Here is a 25514-nt window from a genome sequence, read left to right on the forward strand (position 1 = left end):
CCCAATTGCTTCAGCCTTAAAATATTCAAATACATTCGCAGTATCAATTTTAAAAAACGGCAACGCTATGAAAAAAACCATCTATTTATTGACCTTAGTCCTGACTTTAGTAAGCGGAGTTGTATTGGCTAATTATGAAATGAAAAATGAAAACAATGTCCCCAAGAAACCAAGCTCGATTGCTGACAAAAAAGCCAATGAAAAAGCAAGAAAAAAATGGGAAGCTTCCCCTGACGGCAAACGGTATATGGCTTGGAAAGTTTCTCCATTGGGGAAAAAAGTACAGGCTAGTTATGAAAAAATAAAGCCTTCTTTAAAAGCTTTCAGCAAAATGGAAGCCGTGGTTACTTGTGTTAATTATCAGCGTCCAAGCACAAATAATTCGGGTCCTAAATGGCTTATTGTGGAAATTAATGGTGAACGATATATGATGCAATTCATTCCTAAAGAATTCGAGCTATTAAAAGACTTAAAAGTTAACGACAAAATAACTATCAAAAGCCGCAGCGCCGGACTTTCTGATAATCATCCCCATTTGATTTTATCTAGCGACTATATTGAGCACGATAATAAGGTGCTTTATGAACGTGATTTGAGCAAAAATAATGGTTGTTAATACAGCTTTTTGTGTAAATTTGTATCCAAACGAATACAATTTTAAATGTACTTTCTTGAAAAAACAGTAGAATTTGATAAATGGTTGCGAAAGCTAAATGACCTTAAAGCAAAAGCTAAAATCTTATTCCGACTTCAAAAATTAGAAAAAGACGAACATTTTGGCGATTGTGAAGCGGTTGGAGAAGGCATTAGGGAACTAAAAATTAACTATGCAAAAGGCTACCGAGTCTATTTCAAAGAAATGGATGGCAAAATTATCATTCTGCTTATTGGAGGAGACAAATCAAGTCAACAAAGAGACATTGAAAAAGCAAAAGAGATTTGGAGAAAATTAAAACAATAGGAAATGGAAACATCAAAATTTGATATCTCAGATTATTTGGATAGCAACGAAATGATTGCCGAGTATCTAAATTCGGTATTAGAAGAAGGAAATGACACAGAAATGGTTACTGCTATCGGACATATTGCAAAAGCCATTGGTATGACTAAAATAGCCGAAGAAACAGGTATGAGCAGACCGAGTTTGTACAAAGCATTATCAGAAGGGGCAAATCCACAATTTTCAACTATAATGAAAGTTTTAAAAGCAATTGGTGGACAAATACAAATAAATCCATTACCCGCTTAAGCTCCATTGAGTAACCACAAAAAAAGCCCAACGTCTGTTGGGCTTTTGCTTTATTAACTTTATCGATTACCAAATTTTAACACGCTTTTCTGGTGCTAAATACAAAGAATCTTTAGGTTGTACTTTAAACGCTTCGTAGAATTCCGGTATGTTACGAACCACACCGTTTACTCTAAATTTAGCTGGCGAATGTGGATCCGTGGCGATTTGGTTGCGCAAAGAAGCTTCACGCGATTTCTCCAACCAAACTTGTCCCCAACCCAAAAATACACGTTGCACGCCTGTAAAACCATCCATCACTGGAGCTTCCTTGCCGTTTAGCGACATTTTGTAAGCTTTTAAGGCAATGGTTAATCCACCCAAATCTCCAATATTTTCTCCCAAAGTAAACGCTCCGTTTACATTCAAATCTGGAAAAACTTTGAAGGTATTGTATTGTGCCACCAAAGCATTGGTTTTGGCTTTGAATGCAGCCAAATCTGCTGGCGTCCACCAGTTTTTCATTACGCCATCTCCGTCAAAAGTACTCCCTTGATCGTCAAATCCGTGACCAATTTCGTGACCGATTACAGCCCCGATTCCACCATAATTTACGGCATCGTCTGCTTCTAAATTAAAGAAAGGCGCTTGCAAAATAGCCGCTGGAAATACAATTTCGTTTAGCGTTGGGTTGTAGTAAGCGTTTACCGTTTGTGGTGTCATTCCCCACTCGGTTCTGTCTACAGGCTTACCTAATTTGGCAATCATTCTGTTGTATTCAAAGGCTTTCGCACGGGCACGGTTGCCATACAAATCATTCTTTACTACTTTCATAGAAGAATAATCTTTCCATTGGTCTGGATAACCAATTTTGATCATAAATTTATCCACTTTAGCCAAGGCTTCTTTTTTGGTTTTAGCACTCATCCAATCCAAATTTTTAATGCTTTCGGCATAGGCTTTCAACAAGTTTTTCACCAATTCGGTCATACGCTCTTTGGCTTCAGGTGTAAAATGTTTTTTCACATAGACTTTCCCGATGATTTCGCCCAAACCACCATTTACGGCATTCACGGCTCTTTTCCAATCCTCTTCTTGCTCTGGAGTTCCGTACAATATTTTATTATAAAACTCAAAATCCTCTTTATCCAAAGCAGTGGTCAAACTACTCGCGCTCTTATTGATCAATCCCCATTTCAAATAAGTTTTCCAAGTATCAATTGGTGTATTTTTGATCAAGCCGTTCAAGTTTTTAGTATACGCCACTTGCGATAAAACAAGGCTTTTTTCTTTATCCATTCCCGCTTTTTTGAGCATAGCCGACCAATCAAAATCTGGCATCACCGTTTTCAAGTCTTTGATGGCGTATTTGTTGTACAAAGCTGCGGTATTTCTTGTTTCTTCTTTGGTCATTTGGATCTTCGCTATAGCTGTTTCCAAGTCCATAATTTTTGCCGCATTTTCTTTTGGATTAGCAATCCCTCCTAATTGAAGTTTTTTCTCAATATGCGCCACATATTTTTTACGAATATCCGCTGTTTTGGCATCGCTTTGAAGATAATATTCACGTTCTGGTAAGCCCAAGCCACCTTGCCAAGTCATCAAAGTGTATTGTTTTGGATCCTTAAAATCCTCTGTAACTGCAATCGAAAACGGCACAGAAAGCCCCGTTCTATTGGCTTCGCCAAAATAAGCCGCCAAATCCGAATAGGTAGCAATCGCGTCTATGGCTTTTAATTCGGGTTGAAGTGGTGTAATCCCTTTGGCGTCTCGGTCTTTTCGGTTCAAAAATGAATTGTAGAAGTCACCGATTTTTTGCTCATCCGAACCTTCAGAAAAATTCCCTTTCGAAGCTTCTTCGATAATCGTTTTTACGTCTTTTTGAGCTTGTTCGTACAGCATATAACCCGCACCATAATTGGATTTATCGGCAGGAATTTTGGTATTTTTTACCCAAGTTCCGTTGACATAAGCCGCAAAATTGTCTCCCGGTTTCACTAAAGTATCCATATTTTTTTGGAGTATTCCCGAAACCAGCTCTGGTTTTTTATCGCAAGAAGCCAAAATCAATGTGGCCGCCAAAAGCGATAGTTTGATGTTTTTCATAAAGTGTTTTTTTGATTAAGGCTAATCTAATGGTTATTTAATTATTGGTATTGGTATGCTTTCCTAACGATTTGTTACATTATTTTGAAAATGAAAGCTTTGAATTGGTTTTTGTAACAGAAAATTACTTTTTTCCGTATTCCGAAGCGATTAAATTCGCTACCAATCGACCGGATTTCATTGCGGCATTGATGGAACCGTTTAACAAATGATCCCCACAACAGTATAGATTGGGAGCCAATTTCAGTTCCGATTCCGAAACCTCATCTTGGAGTACTGGTAACTTGGGTAACGCATACGCAATGGTATAAGTTTTCAAATGCGACCAATTTTCGACTTGATTTCCAAACCAAGGTCGCAATTCTGCTTTGATGTTTTGAGACCATTCGGCATCGCTGAGATCATAAGCTCCATTGCAAGACACCGAAATCAAAACCTTCCCTTCAGGAGCATAGGCTTTACTTATGTTGGTCATCACCGTGAGGTTATTCACCCATTGTTTGTTTTCAGAAGCATTCAAAATAACCACCGCTTGATGAGAAGGCGCTACCGTAGCTTGAAAATAGACATTGGTTACCGAATGATGATCCGTAATTGCATTTTCTTTATGTTTCGAAAGTAAAGCATTGGCCTCAGTCGCAATCACAATAACATCCGAAGTGATTTCCAAACCTTCACTGGTCACGATTGTTACATCTTGAATAGCAGTGACATTAGTATGAAACATAAAAGTATTCGAAGGCAATTGATCCGCCAATTGTTTTGAAATTTCCTCCATACCCAATGCCGGAATAGCCGCATCGCCCTCGGAAAACATTTTCATTACAAAATCAAACATTCGGTTGGGTGTCGAAAATTCGTTTTCTAGAAAAATCCCAGAGAAAAACGGTTTGTAAAAACGATTGATCATTTTGGCACTGAAACCGTAGTCCGAAAGTTGCGCCAAGCTGGATTGTTGCTCTTGCGAAAAAATCTTCTGAATCGATTTGCCTAGCAATTTTTGCTTCAATACAAAAGTGTTGATTTTATCTTTAAGCGAACCAACAGGAGCCAAAACCGTTGCCAAAAAAGCCGACGGTCTTCGGAACGGATCCGCAAGGTCAAATTGACCACCGTCATACAAAACGGTAGCGCCCGGCAAAAAAGTTTTGAGCTGCAACGCCTCATAATTCAAAAGACTTTGAGCCTCTGGATAAGAAGTAAGCAAGACCTGAAACCCGCGATCTAGCCTAAATCCCTCCACCATATCCGTCTTGATGCGTCCGCCGGGTCGATCACTAGCCTCTATAATTTTTACAGAAAATCCTTGACGGTGCAAATGCAAAGCCGCCGAAAGCCCCGAAATTCCTGCGCCAATAATGGTTACCTTTGGTTTCATATATGTAAAAGTTATTTGTTACGCCTTTTTTTATAGCTGTTTGTTTGCAACAAAGCTGTTGTTAATGGCGATTTCATAGTTCTGAATCTATTGATGTCCTCACAAAACTACGCTTTAATTTATTCGATCACAATAGTTTCGGCGGAACAAAAAAGCCAAGTTATCATCGCCTCAAAATGCATCCTAATGAAAAAATAAATAGGTCGACTAGACTCCAACAATAGCAGTATTGTTCATAGCATTTGGAGCACACGAACGGTCTTTACCACACGACTCCTCCCGTGATCCGCTATATCTTTGCTGCCGAACCCCGTCAGCAAAGGATGCCGCTCCTCCCGAGGCTAATCGAGACGTATTGTTTAAATAACGCGTAGTATAAGCTATAAACCTAGCTCCTGCAAGGTTTTTAAAACCTTGTAGGTGTTTTAGTCTTTACTTAGAAACTGCTATAAAATAAATAGTTTGATTATGTTTTGTAGGAATAATTGAATATATTTGAAAGAACATAAAACAAGATTAAGCTTTGCTTGGCTCCCTGATTATGGATGTATATACAAGGTCTATTTAGACTATAAACAACTTGGCAATAAGATTAATAAATATAAAAAAAAGATGCATTTTAACAGAAAAAGACATTTCATTCTAAAGAAATTAGTAGAAAAACGCAATACTAAAATTGATGTTAGAAATGCTAGAATAGACGCAAATGAAATAGGTTTAAGTTTAGATGAAATTGACCGTTTTTTAAAAGTTACTAGTACAGAAAGAGAGTTAATTCTTTCTGAGTTATACAAAAATGATGAAATAATTTCTTTTTCTCTTTCTGTAAATGGATGTTTTATAAATGAAAATGGTGTTTCTTCATTCTCAAATAAAAAGTATTTAAAAAAAAATGAAGACATAATTATTAATTGGTTTAAACTTTTTGTTCAAATTGTTATACCTGTATTAGCTCTATTGGTTGCTGTATTATCATTAACAGCTAAATTTACAATATTAAAAATGCAATCCGATAAAGAACTACAAGAAATAAAATATGTAATGAAAGAGCAAAAAAAACGTATTGAAGAATTGGAAAAAAAAACAGGAGCTCATCCATATCATAAAAAAAATAACTCTAAATAATCTCTTTTATTCCCCGTTAGTGCGAGCGTCACGCTCGTACCCAATATAAAAATAGTTTATAAACTTCAACATTCTCGAGACAAATCTGAAATATTTATCTTTGTGCGCACGAGCCAGAGGCATCGCGCTAGCTGTTGAACATAATTCTACTATAACTATTTAGGAATTTTTTCAACAGAAAAACGAATAACTATGAAAGAGTATAAAAACATTCAAACTTTTGATCAACTTATTGAAGTTGAACACGGAAAAATTGGTACAGAAAGCAGAAATACTTACGAAGAAAAATCTCAGATGTTTATCATTAGTGAAATGCTCAAAGAAGCCAGAAGAGAAGCCAAAATCACACAAGAAGAGCTTGCTGCAAAAACAGGTACCAAGAAAAGCTACATTTCGAGAATTGAAAATGGAAAAGGAAACATTCAGCTCTCCACACTAATCAGAATTTTCGAAATTGGGTTGAATAAACGAATTGGGTTCACTTTTTTATAAAAAAACTTTAAGACAAAGACATCGCTCTAGCGAAGGAGAACAGCATATAGTATTAAAACGATAGTGCTGTTTTATTATGAAAACAAAACATTCTCACCTAGACCCGATTGTAGTGGAAATCCTTATGGCCCGGGGTTCGGGGCATAAGATTATAACGGAAAGCGGGACAACTCGTGTGGTACGCAAAGAAGTGCTGCTCCAAAAAAAATAAACACGAATGGGCACGAATTCGTAGTCAAATGGTAGTCCCTTCTTCAACCCTGTCAGAGTTTTGAACTCTGACAGGGTTAAATAAAAAAAGTCTAGCTTTCACTAGACTTTTTAAGATATTTCGAAAAAATTATTTCAGTTCCAAAATGTTGTTGGCGGGTTTTACATCGGCTAGTAAACCACTAGGATCGATGGTGATTTTTTTGATGGCTGACTTGGGTTTGCCAATCATTAATTCATAGGTGGGATACGCCCAAGCCCAATCTTTGGCCACCGTTCTTTTGATGGCTGGCGTTGGATTTTCTTTTTCAAAACTCATCATTCGCAACGGAATGTAGAAGCTTTCGGTAGTGCCATCGGTGTATTCTACATACAAATCGATAGGCATTGGCATACGCCCGATACGTTCTAACGTCACCACGGTTTTTCCGGAGGCGTCTTTGGCGTCTTTTATGGCGTAATCAATCGTGTTGGTGGTTTGGGTCCAGTCGGTCAAATACCAGTCCAAATTGGCGCCAGAAATGCGTTCTGCGCTTCTTTTGATATCATTTGGCGTTGGATGTTTGAATTGAAAGTCTTGGTAGTACTTTTTTAGGGTTTTCAATAGGTTGTCTTTCCCAATCAAATAACCCAATTGCGTTAAGAAAACTTCGCCTTTGCTGTAAGAGGTAATGCTGTACCAACGGTTTTTGTCGAAACGATCGGCGTGCGTGCTTTGAGGCTGCTCTTCACCAGAATTGGCCATAGCAAGGTAACCTTTGTAAGCATTAATAAAAGGATTTTCAACGGGCTTATCGGAAATGGCATTCAGACCAAAATCTTCCAAAAACGAGGTGAATCCTTCGTCCATCCATCCGTGTTTAGATTCGTTAGACGCCAAAACGTGTTGGAACCAAGAATGCGCCATTTCGTGACCCGTAACTCCTAATAAACCTTCGAAAGTTCCTTCGCCTAAAATCAAAGTGCACATTGCGTACTCCATTCCGCCGTCGCCTCCCTGAATTACAGAATATTGCTTGTAAGGATAGTTGCCAACGGTTTCATTATAGATTTCCATTAGCTTTGCGGTTTTGGGTTGCAAGGCTTTCCAATTGGCAATTATCTTTGGATTGTTTTTGTACAAAAAGTGTAAATCGACATTGTTCGGTCCTTTTATCACATCGTGCAAATAGTCTTTGTCGGCAGCCCAAGTAAAATCGTGCACGTCTGGAGCATAAAAATGCCAAGTCAGCGTTTTTGCTTTTTTGTTGACTGGCACCGTAACACCAGCATCTTGGTAGCCATAACCAATGTTGTTTTTGTTTTGCAAGTAACCCGATCCGCCCAAAACGTAGGCCTTGTCAATCGTAATTTTCACATCAAAATTACCCCAAACACCGTGAAATTCACGAGCGATATACGGATCGGCATGCCAACCTTCAAAATCGAATTCGGCCATTTTTGGGTACCATTGCGTCATCGATAATTCAACACCTTCTTTGTTATTGCGCCCAGAACGACGAATTTGAACGGGAACTTGTCCTTCAAAATCTAGAGTGAAAATCGTTTTTGCGCCTGGTAATAAAGGCTTAGCCAAAGTAACTTCGAGTATCGTTCCAACTTCTTTCGCCGAAGCCGCTACTCCATCTTGTTTAAAATTAGCAATATGCAAAAAACCAATTTCGTTGGGTTTCAAATCTTTGATGCGGCTTTGTTTGGTTTCCACTCCATTTACCGTGGCTTTGTGCACCATACGCGCATCAGGATCTTTGATGCTTTGGATTCTCGCATCCATTTCGCTTCCAGGTGAAAAAGCATTGGGATACAAATGATAGAAAACTCTAGTCAAGGTCTCAGGCGAATTATTGGTGTACACCAATTCTTGTTTGCCTTTGTATTGATAGGTTTTGACATCCATTGACACCTCCATTTTGTAATCGACGTGCTGTTGCCAATAGCTAGTGTTTTGAGCCGAAAGCCATCCAAAAACGGATAATAAAAAGGAGACTAAAACTATTTTTTTCATACTTTTTTATTTATTATGACCCGTTAAGTGAAACTTTTTTTTACCACATAGAGACATAGGGTTTATAGTTTTTAATAGAATGAAAATAGACGTTTTACTATTCACATAGCCATCTATGTGCGAAATAAAACTATTTCTATTCCTTCTTTGTTTAATTAGCTTTGACCTATGTTTCTATGTGGTTATAATTTATTTGAAATTCACCAACGGTTTATTATTATTCATAACAAGGTTTTATCCTTGGATTTTCAGTTTTGCTTTTGGATTTTTACTCAATTGCTCTGCCATTTTAAAAGCATTATAGGCATTAATCATTGAAGCCGATTTGCCTACTTCGGTAGCGTTTTTCAATTCTTTCTTTTCGCCAACAACTACTTTTGATGGTAATGGTGTTCCAGAACTCATCAAAATTTGTTTTACTTGTTTGGCTGATAATTTTGGGAAATAAGAACGAATCATTGCCGCTACACCCGCTACATTTGGAGAAGCCATTGAAGTTCCTTGCAAATATTTGTATTTGTTATTCGGGATGGTAGCATAGATTTCTTCACCTGGAGCAAAAACGTCTACATTGAAAGCGCCATAATTTGAAAAAGAAGCAATTACTCCTTCGCCATAGTTATAGTTTAAAGCGCCAACCGTGATTACATTCGAAGCAAATTCTATTTTATTATCGTCTGAATCATTTGGGAAATTAGCATTTTCGGCTAAATCTATATTAAGTCCATCATTACCCGCTGCGTGTACAAAAAGCACATCCTTTTTCTCAGCATATTTGATAGCGTCATACACCCATTGCTTGTGTGGTGAGAAACTTTTTCCAAAACTTCCGTTAATGACTTTCGCTCCATTGTCTACCGCATAACGAATAGCCAAAGCAATGTCTTTATCATATTCATCTCCATCTGGAACGGCACGAATGGTCATAATCTCAACATTGTTGGCAATTCCATCTCCACCTAAATTGTTGTTTCGTGATTGTGCAACAATCCCCGCAACGTGAGTCCCGTGTAAAGCCTCTTCTTTGTCTGGACCAAAAACAATATTGTTACCGTATTTGGTGTTTTTGATGTCGTCTGGATTGTCGCCAACCGCTTTACGTCCGTCTAACTCCAAATTCAAATTGTAGTTCAATTGATCGTAGACATACTTACGGTATTCTTCGATTTGCCCTTTAAAGTCTGCTCCAGCATTGGTCAAAATTTGAGTCATCACGGCTTTCGCATTGGTCAACTCAGGCTCTGTAGTCGTAATAGCTTTTACTTCATCTAGCGTATATACCTCTTTTTGAAGGTGTTTTTGCACGACTTTATCAACATTGATAATAAAATCAACTTGTTGCTTACCTTGCATCGCCTCAGCATATTTTTTATCATAGGCTGCTTTGGCTTGCTTGTAAGTAGCTGAACCATCGTCACCTTTTTTGACAACACGCGTCATTTCTAAGGTTTCGTGCAAATCGTTGCCCAAGAAATTCCATCCGTGTACATCGTCAATAAACCCATTCTTGTCATCGTCAATACCGTTGCCAGCAATTTCTTTTTTGTTGGTCCAAAGCACTGATTTCAGGTCTTCGTGCTCGATATCCACTCCAGAATCGATGATTCCCACAATGACTTTTTTTCCTTTTTTATCTTTGATTAATTCCGCATACATTTTGTCGACGCTCATCCCAGGTATGCTGTCTTTCCCCAAATCTAAATGCGACCAACGTTGCAATTCTTTCTCGGTTAATTTTCCTTTTTTACCGGTAAATGTCTGTGCGTTCCCTGATAAACAAAAGGCCAAAGCAACTGCCAAAGCCCATTGGGTATATTTCATTTTTTTCATTGATGAAGTATTAGAATTAGTTTTTCTTTCCAAAAATAAGAGAAGTGAATTAGATAGCGTGCAATTGTTAACTGTTTTTTGTGAGAAAAGCAACTTGCATCTATTTCAAACCCTCTTTATTGATAGGCGTTTGTTTTTACAACACCTCTTCACATTTAAAAACATTTTTTAAACGAACGCCTTTTTCGGTGTGTTGTACCGTAATGATTTCGTTATGGGCATCGTGTTCTAAGAACAAAAAGTGGTTGTGGTCAGCAGCTGCGGTGAGTACTTTGTTTTTCTCAGGCATAGTCAACAACGGGCGGGTGTCGTAACCCATCACATATGGCAGCGGAATATGACCTGCAGTAGCTAGCAAATCGGCACAAAAAACGATGGTCTTTCCGTTGTATGAAATATGGGGCAGCATTTGTTTTTCGGTGTGGCCGTCGGCGTAGAAAATGTCAAAACCCATTTCGGTTGATACACCAAAATCACCTTCTGGACGTTGGATAAAATGAAGCTGACCGCTTTCTTGCATGGGCAAAATATTTTCGGACAGAAAAGAGGCTTTTTCACGCGCATTGGGTTGTGTGGCCCATTGCCAATGGTTTTCGTTGGTCCAAAATTTAGCGTTTTTGAAGGCGGGTTCATAGCCTGTTCTCTCTTTATTCCATTGAATGCTTCCTCCGCAATGGTCAAAATGTAAATGGGTCATAAAAACATCGGTAATATCATCGCGATGGAATCCATGCTTTGCCAAGGAAGCGTCCAAAGAATGACTGCCCCAAAGCGAATAATACCCAAAAAACTTTTCGGATTGTTTGTTTCCCATTCCAGTATCTATCAAAATCAAGCGATTGCCTTCATCGATTAACAAACAACGTGCGGCAATGTCTATCAAATTATTAGCATCGGCGGGATTGGTTTTGTTCCAAATGGTTTTGGGCACCACGCCAAACATAGCGCCTCCGTCAAGCTTAAAATTTCCTGTTTCTATAGCGTATAACTTCATTTTTGATTTTTATTTCAAAAGTATGATTTATTGTGAAGAAAAATGAAAATTATAAGTTAAGATAGGGATTTGCGTGAGGGATGGCAGTGGAGCTCTCCCGATTTTTCATCGGGAAGCGGGAACGTACAGCCCGACCCGAAGTTTTTACGTAGGGGCACGCCCATATAAAAAATCATAACTAAATCGCCTCAAACAATTTCCCTGGTAAAGGACGAATGACCCCTTTGAGTTCCATATTTAAGAGTAAACTCGAAAGTTTGAAAGTAGGCAATTGACAATCTATTGCAATATTATCGAGCATTTCTTTGCCGGATTGTAAAAGGTAATCGTAGATTTTTTGTTCATCGGGCTCTAAAGCCACAAAGAGTTGTTTTTGAATGGCTTTTGGATTGGTTTGTATATCCCAATTGAGATTATATATTAAATCGGCAGCGCTGGTAAGCATTGCAGCTTTTTGAGTTTTGATAAGATTGTTGCAACCTAATGAATACTTATCGGTTGATCGACCCGGAACCGCAAATACGTCACGATTATAATCGTTGGCCATTTGAGCGGTGATTAATGAACCCCCACGTTCGGCAGACTCTATGACGATAGTTGCCTGAGCCATACCGGCTACAATGCGATTGCGACGGACAAAGTTTTCTTTATCTGGTGGTGTTGTACTCCAAAATTCGGAGATAAATCCGCCATTTTGTTCCATTTTGACCATGTGTTTTTTATGGTTTTTGGGATAAATATGTTGCATCCCATGTGCCAAGACTCCAATAGTTTGAAGACCATGATCCATTGCTGCTTGGTGCGCCACTATATCTACACCGTAAGCAAATCCGCTAATGATTACTGGATTTAAAGGAGCCAAATCGGAGATGAATTGTTTGCAAAATTCGGTACCATAGGCGGTGATTTGACGCGTACCAACAATGCTAATCATTTTTTTATTGTTCCAATCTTGTTCGCCTGTACTGAACAAAAGTAGTGGACCATCAACACATTGTTTTAAAGATTCTGGATAATTTTTGTCTTGAAAAAACGAAACATTTATCTGATTTTTAAGAAGGTAATCGAGTTCCGCTTGTGCTTTCGAAAATACGGTTGGGTCTTTTAAATTTTTAATGAGGGTCGCTCCTATTCCATCAATAGCAGCCAATTGCTGTGGTTTTGCTTTGAAAACGGCTTCGGCTGTACCTAAATGTTGTAGTAATTTCTTAGCAACTATATCGCCAACCCCTTCAACACGCTGCAGGGCTAGCAGAAAAAATAAATCTTGATTGGTCATGCTTTTACTTTAAAATTTTGGCGTATAGAAAAAAATTGAACAGAAATAAACCAAAAAACATCCTCAAAAAATTTTTTTTTTAAGAGGAATCAAATGGAACTATCGCTGATTCAAATGTAATAAGTTATTGAAAGTGAAATATATAAATTTTAATGGAATTTGTTAATAAAAATTGTGAATAAAATTTTGATAACTATTTTGGTTGGCTAACTTTGTTACTATGAAAATCGAACAATACATCTCTCAGCTTTTGTACCGTTACCAATGTGTAGCTGTACCGGGTTTTGGTGCTTTTTTAACTGAAACACAGTCTGCTCAATTGCATGAAAGTAGCACGTCTTTTTTTCCGCCCAAAAAAATGATTTCGTTTAATGCGAATTTAAAAAACAATGATGGATTACTAGCGCATCACATCGCTCAAGCGGAAAAGACTTCTTACGATTATGCCGTAAGTGCCATTCAATTTGAAGTATTTAATTGGAAAAAAAGGTTAGAGACACACGGTGTTCTTTCTTTCAAAAACATTGGTACTTTTCGTTTGAACGCTGATGCTAACTTGGTCTTTACTGCCGAAGATAGCAACAATTACTTGACTAGTTCATTTGGACTTAGTCCGTTTGTTTCTCCAATGGTTAAAAGAGAGCTGTTCGAAAAAGCAGTAGAAGCTAAAACTTTGGTTGAAGAACCGATAATTAAACATACACTTACTTTATCTCCTGAAGAAGAGGAAGAAGAAGTTACAAAAGGACAACGTTACCCGTTTTTACGTTATGCAGCAATCTTTGTATTAGGTTTGGGTATCACTTCTAGTGTTGGGTATAGCATTTACCAAAAACAAATAGAAGATGCTACTCTTTTGGTAGAGACATCTGTACAAAAGAAAGTGCAAAACAAAATACAAGAAGCTACTTTTTTTATAGAAAGCCCAATCCCAACAGTAACATTGTCAGTTAAAACGAATCCGAAAAAAGAAGTAGTTTCGTTTAAATATCACATTATGGCAGGAGCTTACAGAAGTGAAGTTAATGCCAATAAAGAACTTAGAGAATTAAAAAAATTAGGCTATGATGCCAAAAGAATTCCAGAGAACAAAAATGGTCTTTACCCCGTTGTTTATGGAAGCTATGCTACGTTTGCCGAAGCTCAAAAAGCTCAAAAAGAAATCATAGAAGACCATAATCCTGATGCTTGGATTTTAATTCAATCTTTATAAATAAATAAAAAAAACCTATTCACAAACGAATAGGTTTTTTTTGTAAATCAGCTATTTAAACTCGCCTTAAACATTCGAAGTTCCTCCCAAGTGAAGGTTTCACCGTATTTTTCTTTTAGAGGTGCCAATGTTTCTTCACTATAACCGTAAAAAGCTTCCGAAAGTGCTTTGAGTTTATCCTCTGATAAAACAGCTTCTATTTTTATTTTTTGTTGCGTTATTAGCTTAGTTAAATGCGACAAAATAGTTTCTTTTGTCAACATTCGAAGAAGCGCTATTTCTGTTATGGTTTTACTTTCTAACCACAAAGCATAGGTTTCTTCAACGGTATTTTTCTTTTGTTTTTTGGTTCCTATATCCTTTGATTTATAGCGTATAACAGATGTTTCCTCTTCAATTAAATTGGCATATTGTTCATTAAAAGCATTTTTTACTTTTTCAATTTTATGGGACAAATAATTTTTTATTTCGGGAGAGGATAACTTTTCTTTTGAAATAGCTTCGCCAGCAACTACCGTTGTGACTAAAAGTTGAGCTTTCATCAATCTAAGAACTGCTTTGGTCTGTAATTCTTCCAAAAGGGATAATTCCTCAAAATAACCTTTGGATTTCTTACTATACTGTGTTTCTTGCAATTTCCAAAGTAGTGATTCTACCATTGCATCCATTGGCTTCCAAAAATAATCGAATGCGGCATTGATACGTTGTAAAATAAGATTGAGGTCGACCGTTTCATTTGCGAATAGTTTTTGCAATTGCAAAATAAATTTAGACGCAGGCTCTAATAGCTGTTCCATAGTATCAGCTTGTTCCTTTGCCCAATTTGCATTCTTAGATTTAAGAGAAGAATCAGAAACCTCTGCGTAACTAAATCGATGATTGCGCCATTCTTGTGCTAATTCCTTCCAATTGAAGGTCGTACACAAATAGTCTAAAATAAAATGTTTGGTTTCAAAATGTAATGCAGATTGCAAATACGTATCACTAGCTTTGTTTTGAGCATACTCCATCACATCTTGATCGCTAGAAATACCATTCATTCGTAGCTGAGAAAGCAAAATAAGCCCTTCTAAGGAACGTAAACGAGATAATGCCACATATGCTTGTCCGGGTAAAAAAACTTGCGATACATCAATTGCAGCTTTGTCAAAAGTTAAACCTTGGCTTTTATGCACTGTAATTGCCCAAGCCAATTTGATGGGATACTGAACAAAAGTACCCAAAACTTCTTCCTGAATCTCCTTGGTAAGAGGATCTACTTGATAACGGATGTTTTGCCATTCGTACTTTTCAACGTCTATTGTTTTGTTCTCCTCTGGAAAATGTACCCTAATTTCTTTCTCGGTCAAAGAGGCAATAGTTCCCATTTTACCGTTAAAATATTGTTTATCAAAAGATAAATCATTTTTAACAAACATAATTTGTGCACCCACTTTTAATTCTAACTGCGAATCTAGAGGATAAATTTTTTCGGGGAAATCTCCAGTTATTTCAGGATAAAAACGATATAATTTCCCTGCTAATTCTTTTAAGGATTCCGTATTAATCGTATCTGCTTTAGCATTATGAGTGGTCAAACAAATAAAACCTTTATTCTCTTTCAAATCAAAATCGGGCTTAACAAATTGATTTAGAGTAGCAATATCTTGATTAGTGATTTGATTATTTCTCAAATGATTCAAAACCGTAATGAATCGCTCATCTGTTTGTCTGTAAATATGTGACAACTCAATATACAAAGGCGGAAATTGGACTAAAACTTGAGCGTGAAAAAAGAATTTTCCTCTATAATGATTACGCAAAATACGCCATTCTTCATCTTTAACAACAGGAGGTAATTGTAGTAAATCTCCTATAAATAATATTTGCACCCCACCAAAAGGAAATGAATTTTTACGAACAGTCTGCATCATAAAGTCCATTGCATCCAATAAATCAGCACGTAACATACTCACCTCGTCGATTATAAGCAATTCCATATTGCGAATAACCGCTTTCTTGACACCATTCATCTTAAAATGGCGTTTAAGCGTGGACTTGGTTTCAAACTTAGTGCTTTCAAAGAACTGTGGGTCAGAATGGTCTGGTATGAAAGCACCGAAAGGCAATTGAAACATAGAGTGAATAGTTACTCCATTTGCGTTTAAAGCAGCGATACCTGTAGGAGCTACAACAACTGTGTTTTTATGAGTCGTTTTAATAATCTCTTTTAACAAAGTAGTTTTTCCAGTACCTGCCTTCCCTGTCAAAAAAATAGAACGATTGGTTTGGTTGATAAATTGCAACGTATAAGCAGCAGCTGGTGATAAAGTTTTCATAAGGCGTATAATAAAAAACTAAAATAATATAAAAATAGAGAGCATCAAATAAACTTTAATCAAAAAAATAGAAATAAGTATCTTGAAATCACTCCATAAAAAGTAAAAAAAAAGCCTTCAATCTTTAATAGATGAAGGCTTTTCAATAGCTAAAAAAGCTTATTTCTTTGTTTCTTCTTTTTCTTTAGTAGAACCAGAAGCTTTATATTTTTCATTTAAAGCTTTGATAATATCTTTAGTAATATCAAATTTATCTTCCGCGTACAAAATTGAAGCAGCATCGCCTGTACCGTAGATGTAAGCGTATCCTTTTTCTTTACCGTAAGCCTTTATAAATTTCTTTACACCACTAACTAATGAATCCATCTCTTTACCACTTTCCATTTGCAACTGCTGAGACAATGCTTGTTGAGCATAACCTAACTGTTGCTCTCTTTTTTGCAATTCAGCACCTTTCTTTTGAGCCCATTCTTGACCATTTGCTTGTGCTTGAGCTTGAAAATTGGAAGCTTCTTGTTTGAAACGATTAATTTCAGCTTCTAATTGACGACCTTTCTCTTGTGCTTGTGCTTTGTATTTAGCTTCAAGGTCTTTTGCCTCTGTATATTCCTTCATTAATTCAGAAGTATCTACATACGCCGTTTTTACTTCTTTTACTTCTGCTTTTTTATCACAAGACACGATAGAAATTGCTAGTGCAAGGATAAGTAATGATTTTTTCATTTGAGTTAATTTATTATTTTAAGATGTTTGACAAAAATATAAAAAAATAGTTAGTAGCGACATAAAGTTTAAAAAATGAACAAAATTAACAACATCAATTTTTATTATTAAAGCCTTAAATACAATAAGAATACTTGATAAAAAATGACTTTCATAAATTAAAAATAAGGCGCGTTTTAAAAAAAACGACCAAATAGACTGTTTTCTATTAAAATCGTGGCTAAAAAAGCTTAAAAATAGATTCTACTTGTTTTTTAGCACATAAATTAACGAAGAATACTCATTTGTGCGTCTTGCTTTCCAATTAGAACGCAATCCAACAAAAAAAGCTGAAAAATAATTCATTTTTCCCGTTTTATATTTTTCTGATAATAGACTCACATAAAATGAATCAAACTTCATTGGAAGTACTCTTTTCAATTTCATATTTTCTTTTTGAAAAAGTATTTCGATAGCTTTTTTCGAAAAATGCCAAAAATGAATGGGTACATCATAAGCTGCCCAAAACTGTTGGTAGTGATTGGCATCATAGGATTTGAAATTGGGTACAGCAACAATTAAAGTTCCAGTAGGTTTCAATAATCGCTTTAATTCTTTTATTTGAAAATCTAAATCAGGTACGTGTTCTAATACATGCCACATAGTAATACAATCAAAACTATGAGAAGCTAAAGAAGATGTATCGGGTACAAAAGAAATTCCTTTTGTAATTGCTATGGCTTTAGCTTTCTCACTTGGTTCGATACCTGTCGTATTCCAGCCATTATTTTTGGCTACTAACAAAAAATCACCTGTACCAGCACCAATATCCAAAAGCTGACCTTTTGAAGTTTGCTCTGTATTGATTAATTCTAATTTATTTTTCAAAGCAATACCTTTTACAAAATGATAGGCTTTTTCAAATAAACTGCGTTTTGAGTCAGTATGCGAAATATAATCTACACTTTCGTAGTACCTTCCTAATTTATCCAATTCTGGTTGTGGATAGGTAACTAACATATCCAAAGTTGCATCGTGATGCAAATCAAAAATTTCTTGGGAAACGGAATAATCTTTTACGGTAAGAAAATGTTTTTTATCAGTTAAATTCATTTGAGGTTGATTAATTGCTAAAAAAGGCACTACTCGAAAAGAGTAATGCCAATATTATTTTATTTAAGTTTCACGTGGAACAATTCGATTAAAAATTTTATCTGCCCATATAGATTAAAAGCACAGATATATCACTAGGAGACACTCCACTAATACGTGATGCCTGAGAAATCGTTACTGGACGTATCTTGCTCAGCTTTTGTCTTGCTTCAATAGACATTGATTTAATTTTAGAATAATCAAAATTTTCAGGAATCTTTACTTCTTCCAAACGGGTTAATTTATCTGCATTATTACGTTCTTTTTCGATGTAACCAGAATATTTAACTTGTATTTCTGCTTGTTCTAAAATTTCTTGGTCTAGATTATTATCCTGAACGTATTGCTGCACTTTTTCAAATTTTAAAATATCTTCTAAATCAATCTGTGGACGTGAAAATACTTTGAACATTTTATCCCCTTGAGAAATCAAAGCAGTTCCTTTGGATTCTAAAATTGGATTTGCTTCAGCAACAGTAACACTCGTTTCTTTGAAAAAGGAAACCATTTTTTCCGATTCATTTAACTTGTGCTCCATTCTACGCAATCTTTTCTCAGAAGCTAAACCAATCTCATAAGATAAAGGAGTAAGTCTAAAATCTGCATTGTCTTGACGCAATAAAGTTCTATACTCTGCTCTAGAAGTAAACATACGATAAGGCTCTTCAGTTCCTTTGGTAATTAAATCATCTATAAGAACACCAATATACGCTTCATCACGTTTCAAAATTAATGACTTTTTTTCATTAATTTTCAAATGCGCATTGATACCAGCCATCAATCCTTGCGAAGCAGCTTCTTCATAACCGGTCGTTCCATTAATTTGACCAGCAAAATATAAACCTTCGATTAATTTTGTTTCTAAAGTATGCTTTAACTGAGTTGGTGGAAAATAATCGTACTCGATAGCATAACCAGGTCTAAAAAATTTTACGTTTTCAAAACCTACAACGGAACGCAATGCTTTAAATTGAATATCCTCGGGTAAAGATGTAGAAAAACCATTTACATAAACTTCACAAGTATTCCACCCTTCTGGTTCAATAAAAAGTTGATGACGCTCTTTATCCGCAAAACGATTTATTTTATCTTCTATAGAAGGGCAATAACGAGGACCTAAACTTTTAATACGTCCGTTAAACATTGGCGAACGGTCAAAACCTTCTCTCAAAATAGAATGCACCTCATTTGAAGTATATGTCATAAAACAAGAACGCTGATGAGTAAGCGGAGAAGTCACATCAGAATAAGAAAATTTATCAGGACGTGCATCCCCTTTTTCTTCATTCATTTTTGAGTAATCCAAGGAACGACCATCAACTCTTGGCGGTGTACCTGTTTTCATTCTTCCAGATTCAAAACCTACTTTTACCAAATCTTCGGTTATACCATAAGCAGCACTTTCCCCTGCTCTACCACCACCAAATTGTTTTTCTCCAATATGAATTAAACCATTTAAAAAAGTACCATTAGTTAAAACAACTGCTTTAGAACGAATCTCTACACCAAGTGAAGTTTTAATTCCTTTTATACGACCATTTTCAATAATAAGCCCACTAACCATTTCTTGATAAAAATCAAGATTAGGAGTACCTTCTAACATCATTCTCCATTCTTCAGCAAAACGCATACGGTCACTTTGAACACGTGGTGACCACATTGCTGGACCTTTTGATTTGTTCAACATTTTAAATTGAATTGCAGTACGATCAGAAACTATCCCAGAATATCCACCAAGAGCATCAATTTCACGAACAATCTGACCTTTCGCAATTCCACCCATAGCGGGATTACAAGACATCTGAGCAATGTTTTGAAGACTCATTGTAACCAATAAAGTCGAAGAACCTAAATTTGCGGCGGCAGCAGCAGCTTCAGAACCTGCGTGTCCTGCACCAACCACAATAACATCATACTCATTTAAAAACATAAAACTAAAATTAAAATCTATAAATGTTCCACGTGAAACTATACTTCAGTTACAAATAAAACCCGTGTTAGAGTTCCACGTGGAACAAACAAAAAAACATACTTAAAAAATGTTTCACGTGAAACATAAAAGAGAGCTTATAAATTACTGTTCCACGTGAAACAGTTGTATTTTTTCATCTTCCTTTTGACGCATTAAAAATTCATCGGACTCCGATTTGTCTTTATATCCGCAGTAGTGTAAAACACCATGAACCATAACGCGTTTCAATTCTTCAGTAAATGAAACATTAAAATCATTAGCATTATCTCTAACTCTTTCAATAGAAATAAAAATATCACCATTCAATTCATTGCCTAATGAATAGTCAAAACTAATAATATCCGTTAAAGTGTCGTGATTTAAATACTCAACATTTATAGCAAGTAAATATTCGTCATCACAAAAAATGTAATTAATTTCACCCAACTTTTTGTTTTCAGACTCTATAACCTTTGTAAGCCAAGAAGCATAAACCGCTTCATCATCTAGAGTAAACTCTAGTTCGTAATTAAAATCAATCATTTTTATTAAAATATTCTTGAACCTTTTGGTTAAAATTGGAGCGCAAAGGTAGTGATTGTCTGTTTAATATTTCTATACTATTTATAAATTGAAGTAAGTTAGTTGGCAGCTGTTTAACAGGGTTAGAAAAAGACTTAAGATTAGTTTCAGATTGACGTTTTGTGTCTTGACCCTGCTGTTGTAAAGCATTATCAAGTTTAAGCAATTCGTGGTTGAGATTTAGAATACGTTGTAATACTTCATTCTTAAAACCCTTGTTCAATAATTGCTTTTCTATCTGTTTCATTTGTTCTAATGCATTTTGTCCCGCACCATTGATGCCGTTTTTATTCAACTCTTTTTGCAATGCATCACGCAATTGTTTTTGCTCTCTATAGATTTCTAAAATAGATTTTGCATCACCTTCCCCACTTGAGCCCTCCTCACCTTGCTTAGAATTACTACCACTGGAAGAAGGTTTAGAGTTACCCTCACCAGGCTTACCCTCACCCTTCATTTGTTGCTTCATTTTTTCACCAAGACCTTTTTGTTTGGAAATAATATCAGGAAGCTGCATACCTTTACCTTGTCCAGGTTTTGGATTTCCACTACTCATACCAGAAAGATCCATTTGCATATTATGAAGAATTTCACTTAAAAAATCCGCAAGTTTATTAGCAGATGCAACACTAAATTGTTGATGAGAAATACCTTTAGATACTATGCCGTTTCCTAATTTATCAATTGCATTATCTATATTATACTGAACATTACCGATTTCTTTTGTAACATCCTCAGCAATTTTAGCATTACGCAATGACATAGCAAATAAAGAATCATCAACATGCTTGAATTGCGTTTTTAGAGTTTGCTGCGTTTTTAAATATTTGTTATAAGTAGCAGAACCAACTTTGGTGGCTTTAAATTGCTTCATAACGTCTTCCTGAGAATTTGAAAATGCCAATAAATTATCTAGAACTTGACGTAGCATTTTAACATCTTCTTGCAATTGTTCCTGCTCTCCCCCTTCCATAGCTTGTTTAAGTGATTGACTCATTTTCTTCAAATTCTGGGAAGCATTCTTTTGAGAATCTTTTGCTTTAGATGGGTTCTTTTTACTTAACTGCTCCTTGGCGTTATTAAGGTCATTTTGAATCCTATTTTCTAACTCTTTAGTATTAGGTAAATCTAGCGGAGATTTTAAGGCATTATTATCTTTAGTTAATTCATTCAATTGCTCTTCAATTGATTTAAATTCATCATTGATTTTATCCTGCTCTTTAAGTGTATTACCATCTTGTTCTTCTGATATTTTTTTTTGATCTTCTGATAATTTCTCTAATTTATCAGCCAATTGATTAGCTTTTTTATCAACATAATAACGCTTAGTCAATTCGACTAATTGCTCTAAAGTCTTTACTTGATTCTTACTAGATTGCTTAAATTGCTGTAATTTATCTTGAAGTTCTTCCTTATATAGTTTATCATTTAATTCTTTTAATTCGTCTAATAACTTTTTATTCTTATCTAAAGCATCCGTAACTTTATCTAATCTTTTTTCTAAAGATTCTTTGGTTTTGTCATTAGCATCCTTCTTATCTTGATTTAAATTTTCTTTGATTTTTTCAGAAAAATTTTTCATCAACTGATCTTGTGCTTCTTGTTTTTTGATGAAATCATTGATCATTTGTTGGTCCTTAAACTCTAAATCTTTCTTCTCTTTATCTGATTTATTTAGCTTATCAATATCAGAAAATTGTTTAGACTGATTCTTTAGCGTTTTTGCTAAACTATTCAAATTAGAATTTTGATTCTCAATCAAAGCATCCTGCTGTTCAATTTCAGTACTTATACGATTACTAAAAACAGAAGAACGAACACTTTTAAAATTATGAAGTATATCATTATCAAAAATCTCAAAGTAAAAATCATAAGCAACACCTTGATTAACTTTTAAATTACCAGGAAAAGAAAAAACAAATTGATCAAAAACTCCTGTATTAGTAGTTAATGTTCCACGTGTGGCAGTAGCAGGTTTTCCTTTTTCATAATAAACAATTTGAAGTTTAGAAAAGCCATAATCATCTGCAATTTTACCAATAAAGAAACTCTTATCAACCTTAAGACTGTCGGGAGCTTGTTGTACATCTATGGAAGGAAACTGGTCTTTTACTATAGCTATCTGATATTGTAATTTTTCGAAGTTTTTAAGATTACTATTAGATGTAATTACTTGATATTCTGTATTTTGATTTATTTTTTTTGCAAAAACAAAAGAATTATCATTAGCTACAAATTTTGATGACATTTTATTTGAATTAAAAACTATAGATTCAGTTGAAGAACCAATAATTTTCCATTCCACTAGAGTTCCTTCGGGTATAACCGCATTACCAGTACCCTTGATTATTTGCGTTTTTCTTTTTAAGTAATTGGGAAAAGTTAACTTCATTTCAAAACTAGAAATTGTAGGCACAGAAACGACATTTAACTCATAATCGGGTGAAATAACAGTATTAGCCTCTAGATGAAAAAAGACTGTTTCTGAAGGGGAATTGATTTTGTATTGAAAAATACCCGAGCCATTGTTCTCCATAAAATAACTTTCATCCCCTATAAAAAGAAGAATATTTTCAGGTAAAATTGAGCCTTCCGCTTTAACTTTCAGAACAAAATCACTATTCTGTTGTACAACCAAATTAGGATTAAGAATAACTAAATTAAAAGGTGCGGGCTTAATAAATGATGCCTTGTAGTGAATAACACGATTTAAACTTTGAGAAATAACGCTACTGTTGCCAGAAATAAAAAAAAGTAAAAGGAAAACTAAAGGAATTAAAGCTATAGGAAGATAACGCTTATTCTCACCAAAGTTTATAGCTCTACCAAATGGAATAGGTGCTAAATTTTGAGACTTTTGTTCAATTGAAGCATATAAAAGTTCTGAACCAGCGTTTGAATTCTGTGATAACTGGAGAAAATTAAGTAGTTTATCACTCACCTCTGGGAAATGACTACCAATAATCTTAGATGCCTCAAGGTAAGAAATTCCTTCTTTCAACTTAAAAAGTTTAAAAATTGGAAATGCAATAAAACGAGTTAGCAAATAAACTTCAACAAGGATAAATGTCCAAAACAAAAACGTTCTAGCCGCTGGTTGCAACCATAAAAAGTATTCGATAAAAAGCGTAAATAAGAAATACAAAAGACCAAAACCAATGAATAATAATGTTCCACGCAAAAGTTCATTAGTGTAAAACTTCTTTATAAAAGCTTCTAATTTTTGATATATGATAGTAGATGTATTCACAATAATTAAAATTGATGATATAACCTATAAAAGTACAATTTTATATGAATTACAAAGTTAAAAGACCATCAAAAACATGGTATATAGCTCATGTAAAATCATAAAGGAGACTAAAATCGTATATTTGCAAAAAAATATTGAAAAAATGTCAAAACCAGTACGCGTGCGGTTTGCACCAAGTCCAACAGGACCATTACATATTGGTGGTGTAAGAACTGCCCTTTTTAACTACTTATTTGCAAAAAAAAATAATGGAACTTTCTATTTGAGAATAGAAGATACAGATCAAACACGTTTTGTTGAAGGTGCGGAAGAATATATAATGGAAGCACTTGACTGGTTAGGAATTGCGCCAGAAGAAACCGTTGGAAAAAACGAAAAATTTGGACCCTACAGACAAAGCGAAAGAAAAGAATTGTACAAACAATATGCTGATCAATTAATAGCATCAGGTAATGCCTATTATGCTTTTGATACTGCAGAAGCATTAGATACGATAAGGAAACAATACGAAGCTGAAGGTAAAACATTTATATACAATCATACTATTCGTGAAAAACTGGATACATCTCTAGTTATATCAAAAGAAGAAACAGAAAAAAGAATAGCTGACAAAGAAGATTTTGTTATACGTTTTAAAACACCGATAGATGAAACATTACATCTAAAAGATAGTATTCGTGGTGATGTAAAATTTGAAACTAGTCTATTGGATGATAAAGTACTTTTTAAAAGTGATGGAATGCCAACCTATCATTTAGCAAACATTGTAGATGATCATTTAATGGAAACGTCACACGTAATTAGAGGTGAAGAATGGCTACCATCAATGCCGTTACATGTTATGTTGTACCGTGCCTTTGGATGGGAAGCTCCAGAATTTGCACATTTACCATTAATTCTAAAACCAATTGGAAATGGTAAATTATCTAAAAGAGATGGTGATAAAATGGGCTTTCCTGTGTTTCCATTAGAATGGAAAACAGAAGAAGGAATATCATCAGGATACAGAGAAAAAGGATTTTTCCCAGAAGCTGTTGTCAATTTTTTAGCGTTATTGGGATGGAATGACGGAACCGAAAAGGAATTATTTAGTTTAGAGGAATTAGCTGCAACTTTTGATTTAAAAAGGGTACATAAAGCAGGTGCAAAATTTGATCCTGAGAAAAACAAATGGTTCAATCACCAATATTTGATCCAAAAATGTGATGAAAAATTAGCGAAACAATTTCAACTAATTGTTGCTGAGAATACTGGAAAAATTGAAGAAATAGAAATCAATAAATTGACCAGAATTGTTTCTTTAATCAAAGAAAGAGCTCATTTCGTAAATGAATTTTGGGATTTAAGTGTTTTCTTTTTTGAAGCCCCTGATCAATATGATGAAAAAGCAGCAAAAAATTGGAAGGAAGAAACACCAGGATTAATGCTTGAATTAATAAAAATCTTGGAAAATATAAAAGATTTTACCTCCAATACAATCGAAACAACCGTAAAAGATTGGATGACAGAAAATGAAATTGGAATGGGGAAAATTATGCAACCTTTCCGATTAAGTTTAGTTGGTGCATTAAAAGGTCCTCACCTATTCGATATTGTAGAACTAATTGGAAAAGAAGAAACCATAAAAAGAATACAAAATGCAATTAAAACTTTGTAAAAAATAGCTCTCCAAATGGAGAGCTATTTTTTTTTGTAA

The 25514-nt window shown here is 35.2% G+C and carries 19 protein-coding genes; 7 read left to right on the forward strand and 12 right to left on the reverse strand.

What is annotated here, in order from left to right; genetic code table 11:
* The first annotated feature begins 67 nt into the window (after positions 1–67).
* From FLAVO9AF_RS11520 to FLAVO9AF_RS11530, 3 genes are read left to right on the forward strand one after another with little or no spacing between them, the layout of a single operon-like run.
* Entirely contained in the window at positions 68–616 is a 549-nt protein-coding gene (locus FLAVO9AF_RS11520; RefSeq protein WP_159688712.1) for a hypothetical protein, read from the forward strand.
* Positions 617–661: 45 nt separating this feature from the next.
* A complete protein-coding gene (locus FLAVO9AF_RS11525) occupies positions 662–961 on the forward strand; it encodes a type II toxin-antitoxin system RelE/ParE family toxin (RefSeq protein ID WP_159688715.1) in 300 nt (99 codons plus the stop codon).
* 3 nt (positions 962–964) lie between these two features.
* On the forward strand, positions 965–1249 hold the full coding sequence (locus tag FLAVO9AF_RS11530) for an addiction module antidote protein (RefSeq protein ID WP_064715997.1): 285 nt from the start codon (positions 965–967) through the stop codon (positions 1247–1249).
* Positions 1250–1315: 66 nt separating this feature from the next.
* Here the strand turns inward: FLAVO9AF_RS11530 and FLAVO9AF_RS11535 are convergent, their stop codons facing one another.
* Both FLAVO9AF_RS11535 and FLAVO9AF_RS11540 read right to left on the reverse strand, forming a co-directional pair.
* A complete protein-coding gene (locus tag FLAVO9AF_RS11535; protein ID WP_159688719.1) occupies positions 1316–3334 on the reverse strand; it encodes a M13 family metallopeptidase in 2019 nt (672 codons plus the stop codon).
* A 124-nt stretch (positions 3335–3458) separates the two neighbouring features.
* Entirely contained in the window at positions 3459–4712 is a 1254-nt protein-coding gene (locus tag FLAVO9AF_RS11540; RefSeq protein ID WP_159688722.1) for an NAD(P)/FAD-dependent oxidoreductase, read from the reverse strand.
* Between the two features lie 495 nt (positions 4713–5207).
* On the opposite strand from FLAVO9AF_RS11540, the gene FLAVO9AF_RS11545 reads away from it, so the two are divergent.
* A complete protein-coding gene (locus FLAVO9AF_RS11545; RefSeq protein WP_159688725.1) occupies positions 5208–5837 on the forward strand; it encodes a hypothetical protein in 630 nt (209 codons plus the stop codon).
* A gap of 192 nt (positions 5838–6029) precedes the next feature.
* Complete coding sequence (locus FLAVO9AF_RS11550; RefSeq protein WP_159688729.1) at positions 6030–6329, forward strand: helix-turn-helix domain-containing protein; 300 nt, start codon at positions 6030–6032, stop codon at positions 6327–6329.
* 340 nt (positions 6330–6669) lie between these two features.
* Here FLAVO9AF_RS11550 and FLAVO9AF_RS11555 read toward each other — a convergent pair whose 3' ends face one another.
* The 4 genes from FLAVO9AF_RS11555 to dprA all read right to left on the reverse strand — a co-directional run bounded on the left by FLAVO9AF_RS11555 (position 6670) and on the right by dprA (position 12647).
* Positions 6670–8544, reverse strand: a complete 1875-nt coding sequence (locus tag FLAVO9AF_RS11555) for a M1 family metallopeptidase (RefSeq protein ID WP_159688732.1) — start codon at positions 8542–8544, stop codon at positions 6670–6672.
* Positions 8545–8778: 234 nt separating this feature from the next.
* Positions 8779–10374, reverse strand: coding sequence for a S8 family peptidase (locus FLAVO9AF_RS11560; protein WP_159688735.1), 1596 nt, complete (start codon positions 10372–10374; stop codon positions 8779–8781).
* Between the two features lie 136 nt (positions 10375–10510).
* Positions 10511–11368 carry an MBL fold metallo-hydrolase gene (locus FLAVO9AF_RS11565; RefSeq protein WP_159688738.1) on the reverse strand — a complete coding sequence of 286 codons (858 nt, stop codon included), beginning with the start codon at positions 11366–11368 and terminating at the stop codon, positions 10511–10513.
* A gap of 178 nt (positions 11369–11546) precedes the next feature.
* Entirely contained in the window at positions 11547–12647 is a 1101-nt protein-coding gene (gene dprA / locus FLAVO9AF_RS11570) for a DNA-processing protein DprA (protein ID WP_159688741.1), read from the reverse strand.
* Positions 12648–12867: 220 nt separating this feature from the next.
* Between dprA and FLAVO9AF_RS11575 the strand changes: the two genes are divergently transcribed.
* Positions 12868–13860 carry an SPOR domain-containing protein gene (locus tag FLAVO9AF_RS11575; protein ID WP_159688746.1) on the forward strand — a complete coding sequence of 331 codons (993 nt, stop codon included), beginning with the start codon at positions 12868–12870 and terminating at the stop codon, positions 13858–13860.
* Between the two features lie 47 nt (positions 13861–13907).
* Here the strand turns inward: FLAVO9AF_RS11575 and FLAVO9AF_RS11580 are convergent, their stop codons facing one another.
* From FLAVO9AF_RS11580 to FLAVO9AF_RS11605, 6 genes are all read right to left on the reverse strand, one after another.
* The gene (locus FLAVO9AF_RS11580; RefSeq protein WP_159688749.1) at positions 13908–16178 is read right to left on the reverse strand and encodes a helix-turn-helix domain-containing protein; all 2271 of its coding nucleotides are present in this window, start codon (positions 16176–16178) and stop codon (positions 13908–13910) included.
* Between the two features lie 159 nt (positions 16179–16337).
* Positions 16338–16901, reverse strand: a complete 564-nt coding sequence (locus tag FLAVO9AF_RS11585; protein WP_159688752.1) for an OmpH family outer membrane protein — start codon at positions 16899–16901, stop codon at positions 16338–16340.
* Between the two features lie 243 nt (positions 16902–17144).
* Positions 17145–17993, reverse strand: a complete 849-nt coding sequence (locus FLAVO9AF_RS11590; protein WP_159688755.1) for a bifunctional 2-polyprenyl-6-hydroxyphenol methylase/3-demethylubiquinol 3-O-methyltransferase UbiG — start codon at positions 17991–17993, stop codon at positions 17145–17147.
* 97 nt (positions 17994–18090) lie between these two features.
* Complete coding sequence (mnmG, locus tag FLAVO9AF_RS11595; RefSeq protein WP_159688758.1) at positions 18091–19962, reverse strand: tRNA uridine-5-carboxymethylaminomethyl(34) synthesis enzyme MnmG; 1872 nt, start codon at positions 19960–19962, stop codon at positions 18091–18093.
* A gap of 144 nt (positions 19963–20106) precedes the next feature.
* Positions 20107–20526 (reverse strand): rRNA maturation RNase YbeY, encoded by a 420-nt coding sequence (gene ybeY, locus FLAVO9AF_RS11600; protein WP_159688761.1) that lies wholly within the window; start codon positions 20524–20526, stop codon positions 20107–20109.
* Complete coding sequence (locus tag FLAVO9AF_RS11605) at positions 20519–23815, reverse strand: DUF4175 family protein (RefSeq protein WP_159688765.1); 3297 nt, start codon at positions 23813–23815, stop codon at positions 20519–20521. Before FLAVO9AF_RS11605 ends, ybeY begins: the two co-directional genes overlap by 8 nt.
* Before the next feature lie 145 nt (positions 23816–23960).
* Between FLAVO9AF_RS11605 and gltX the strand changes: the two genes are divergently transcribed.
* Positions 23961–25475 carry a glutamate--tRNA ligase gene (gene gltX, locus FLAVO9AF_RS11610; RefSeq protein ID WP_159688768.1) on the forward strand — a complete coding sequence of 505 codons (1515 nt, stop codon included), beginning with the start codon at positions 23961–23963 and terminating at the stop codon, positions 25473–25475.
* The last annotated feature ends 39 nt before the right edge of the window (positions 25476–25514 follow it).

Source organism: Flavobacterium sp. 9R, assembly GCF_902506345.1.
GTDB lineage: Bacteria > Bacteroidota > Bacteroidia > Flavobacteriales > Flavobacteriaceae > Flavobacterium.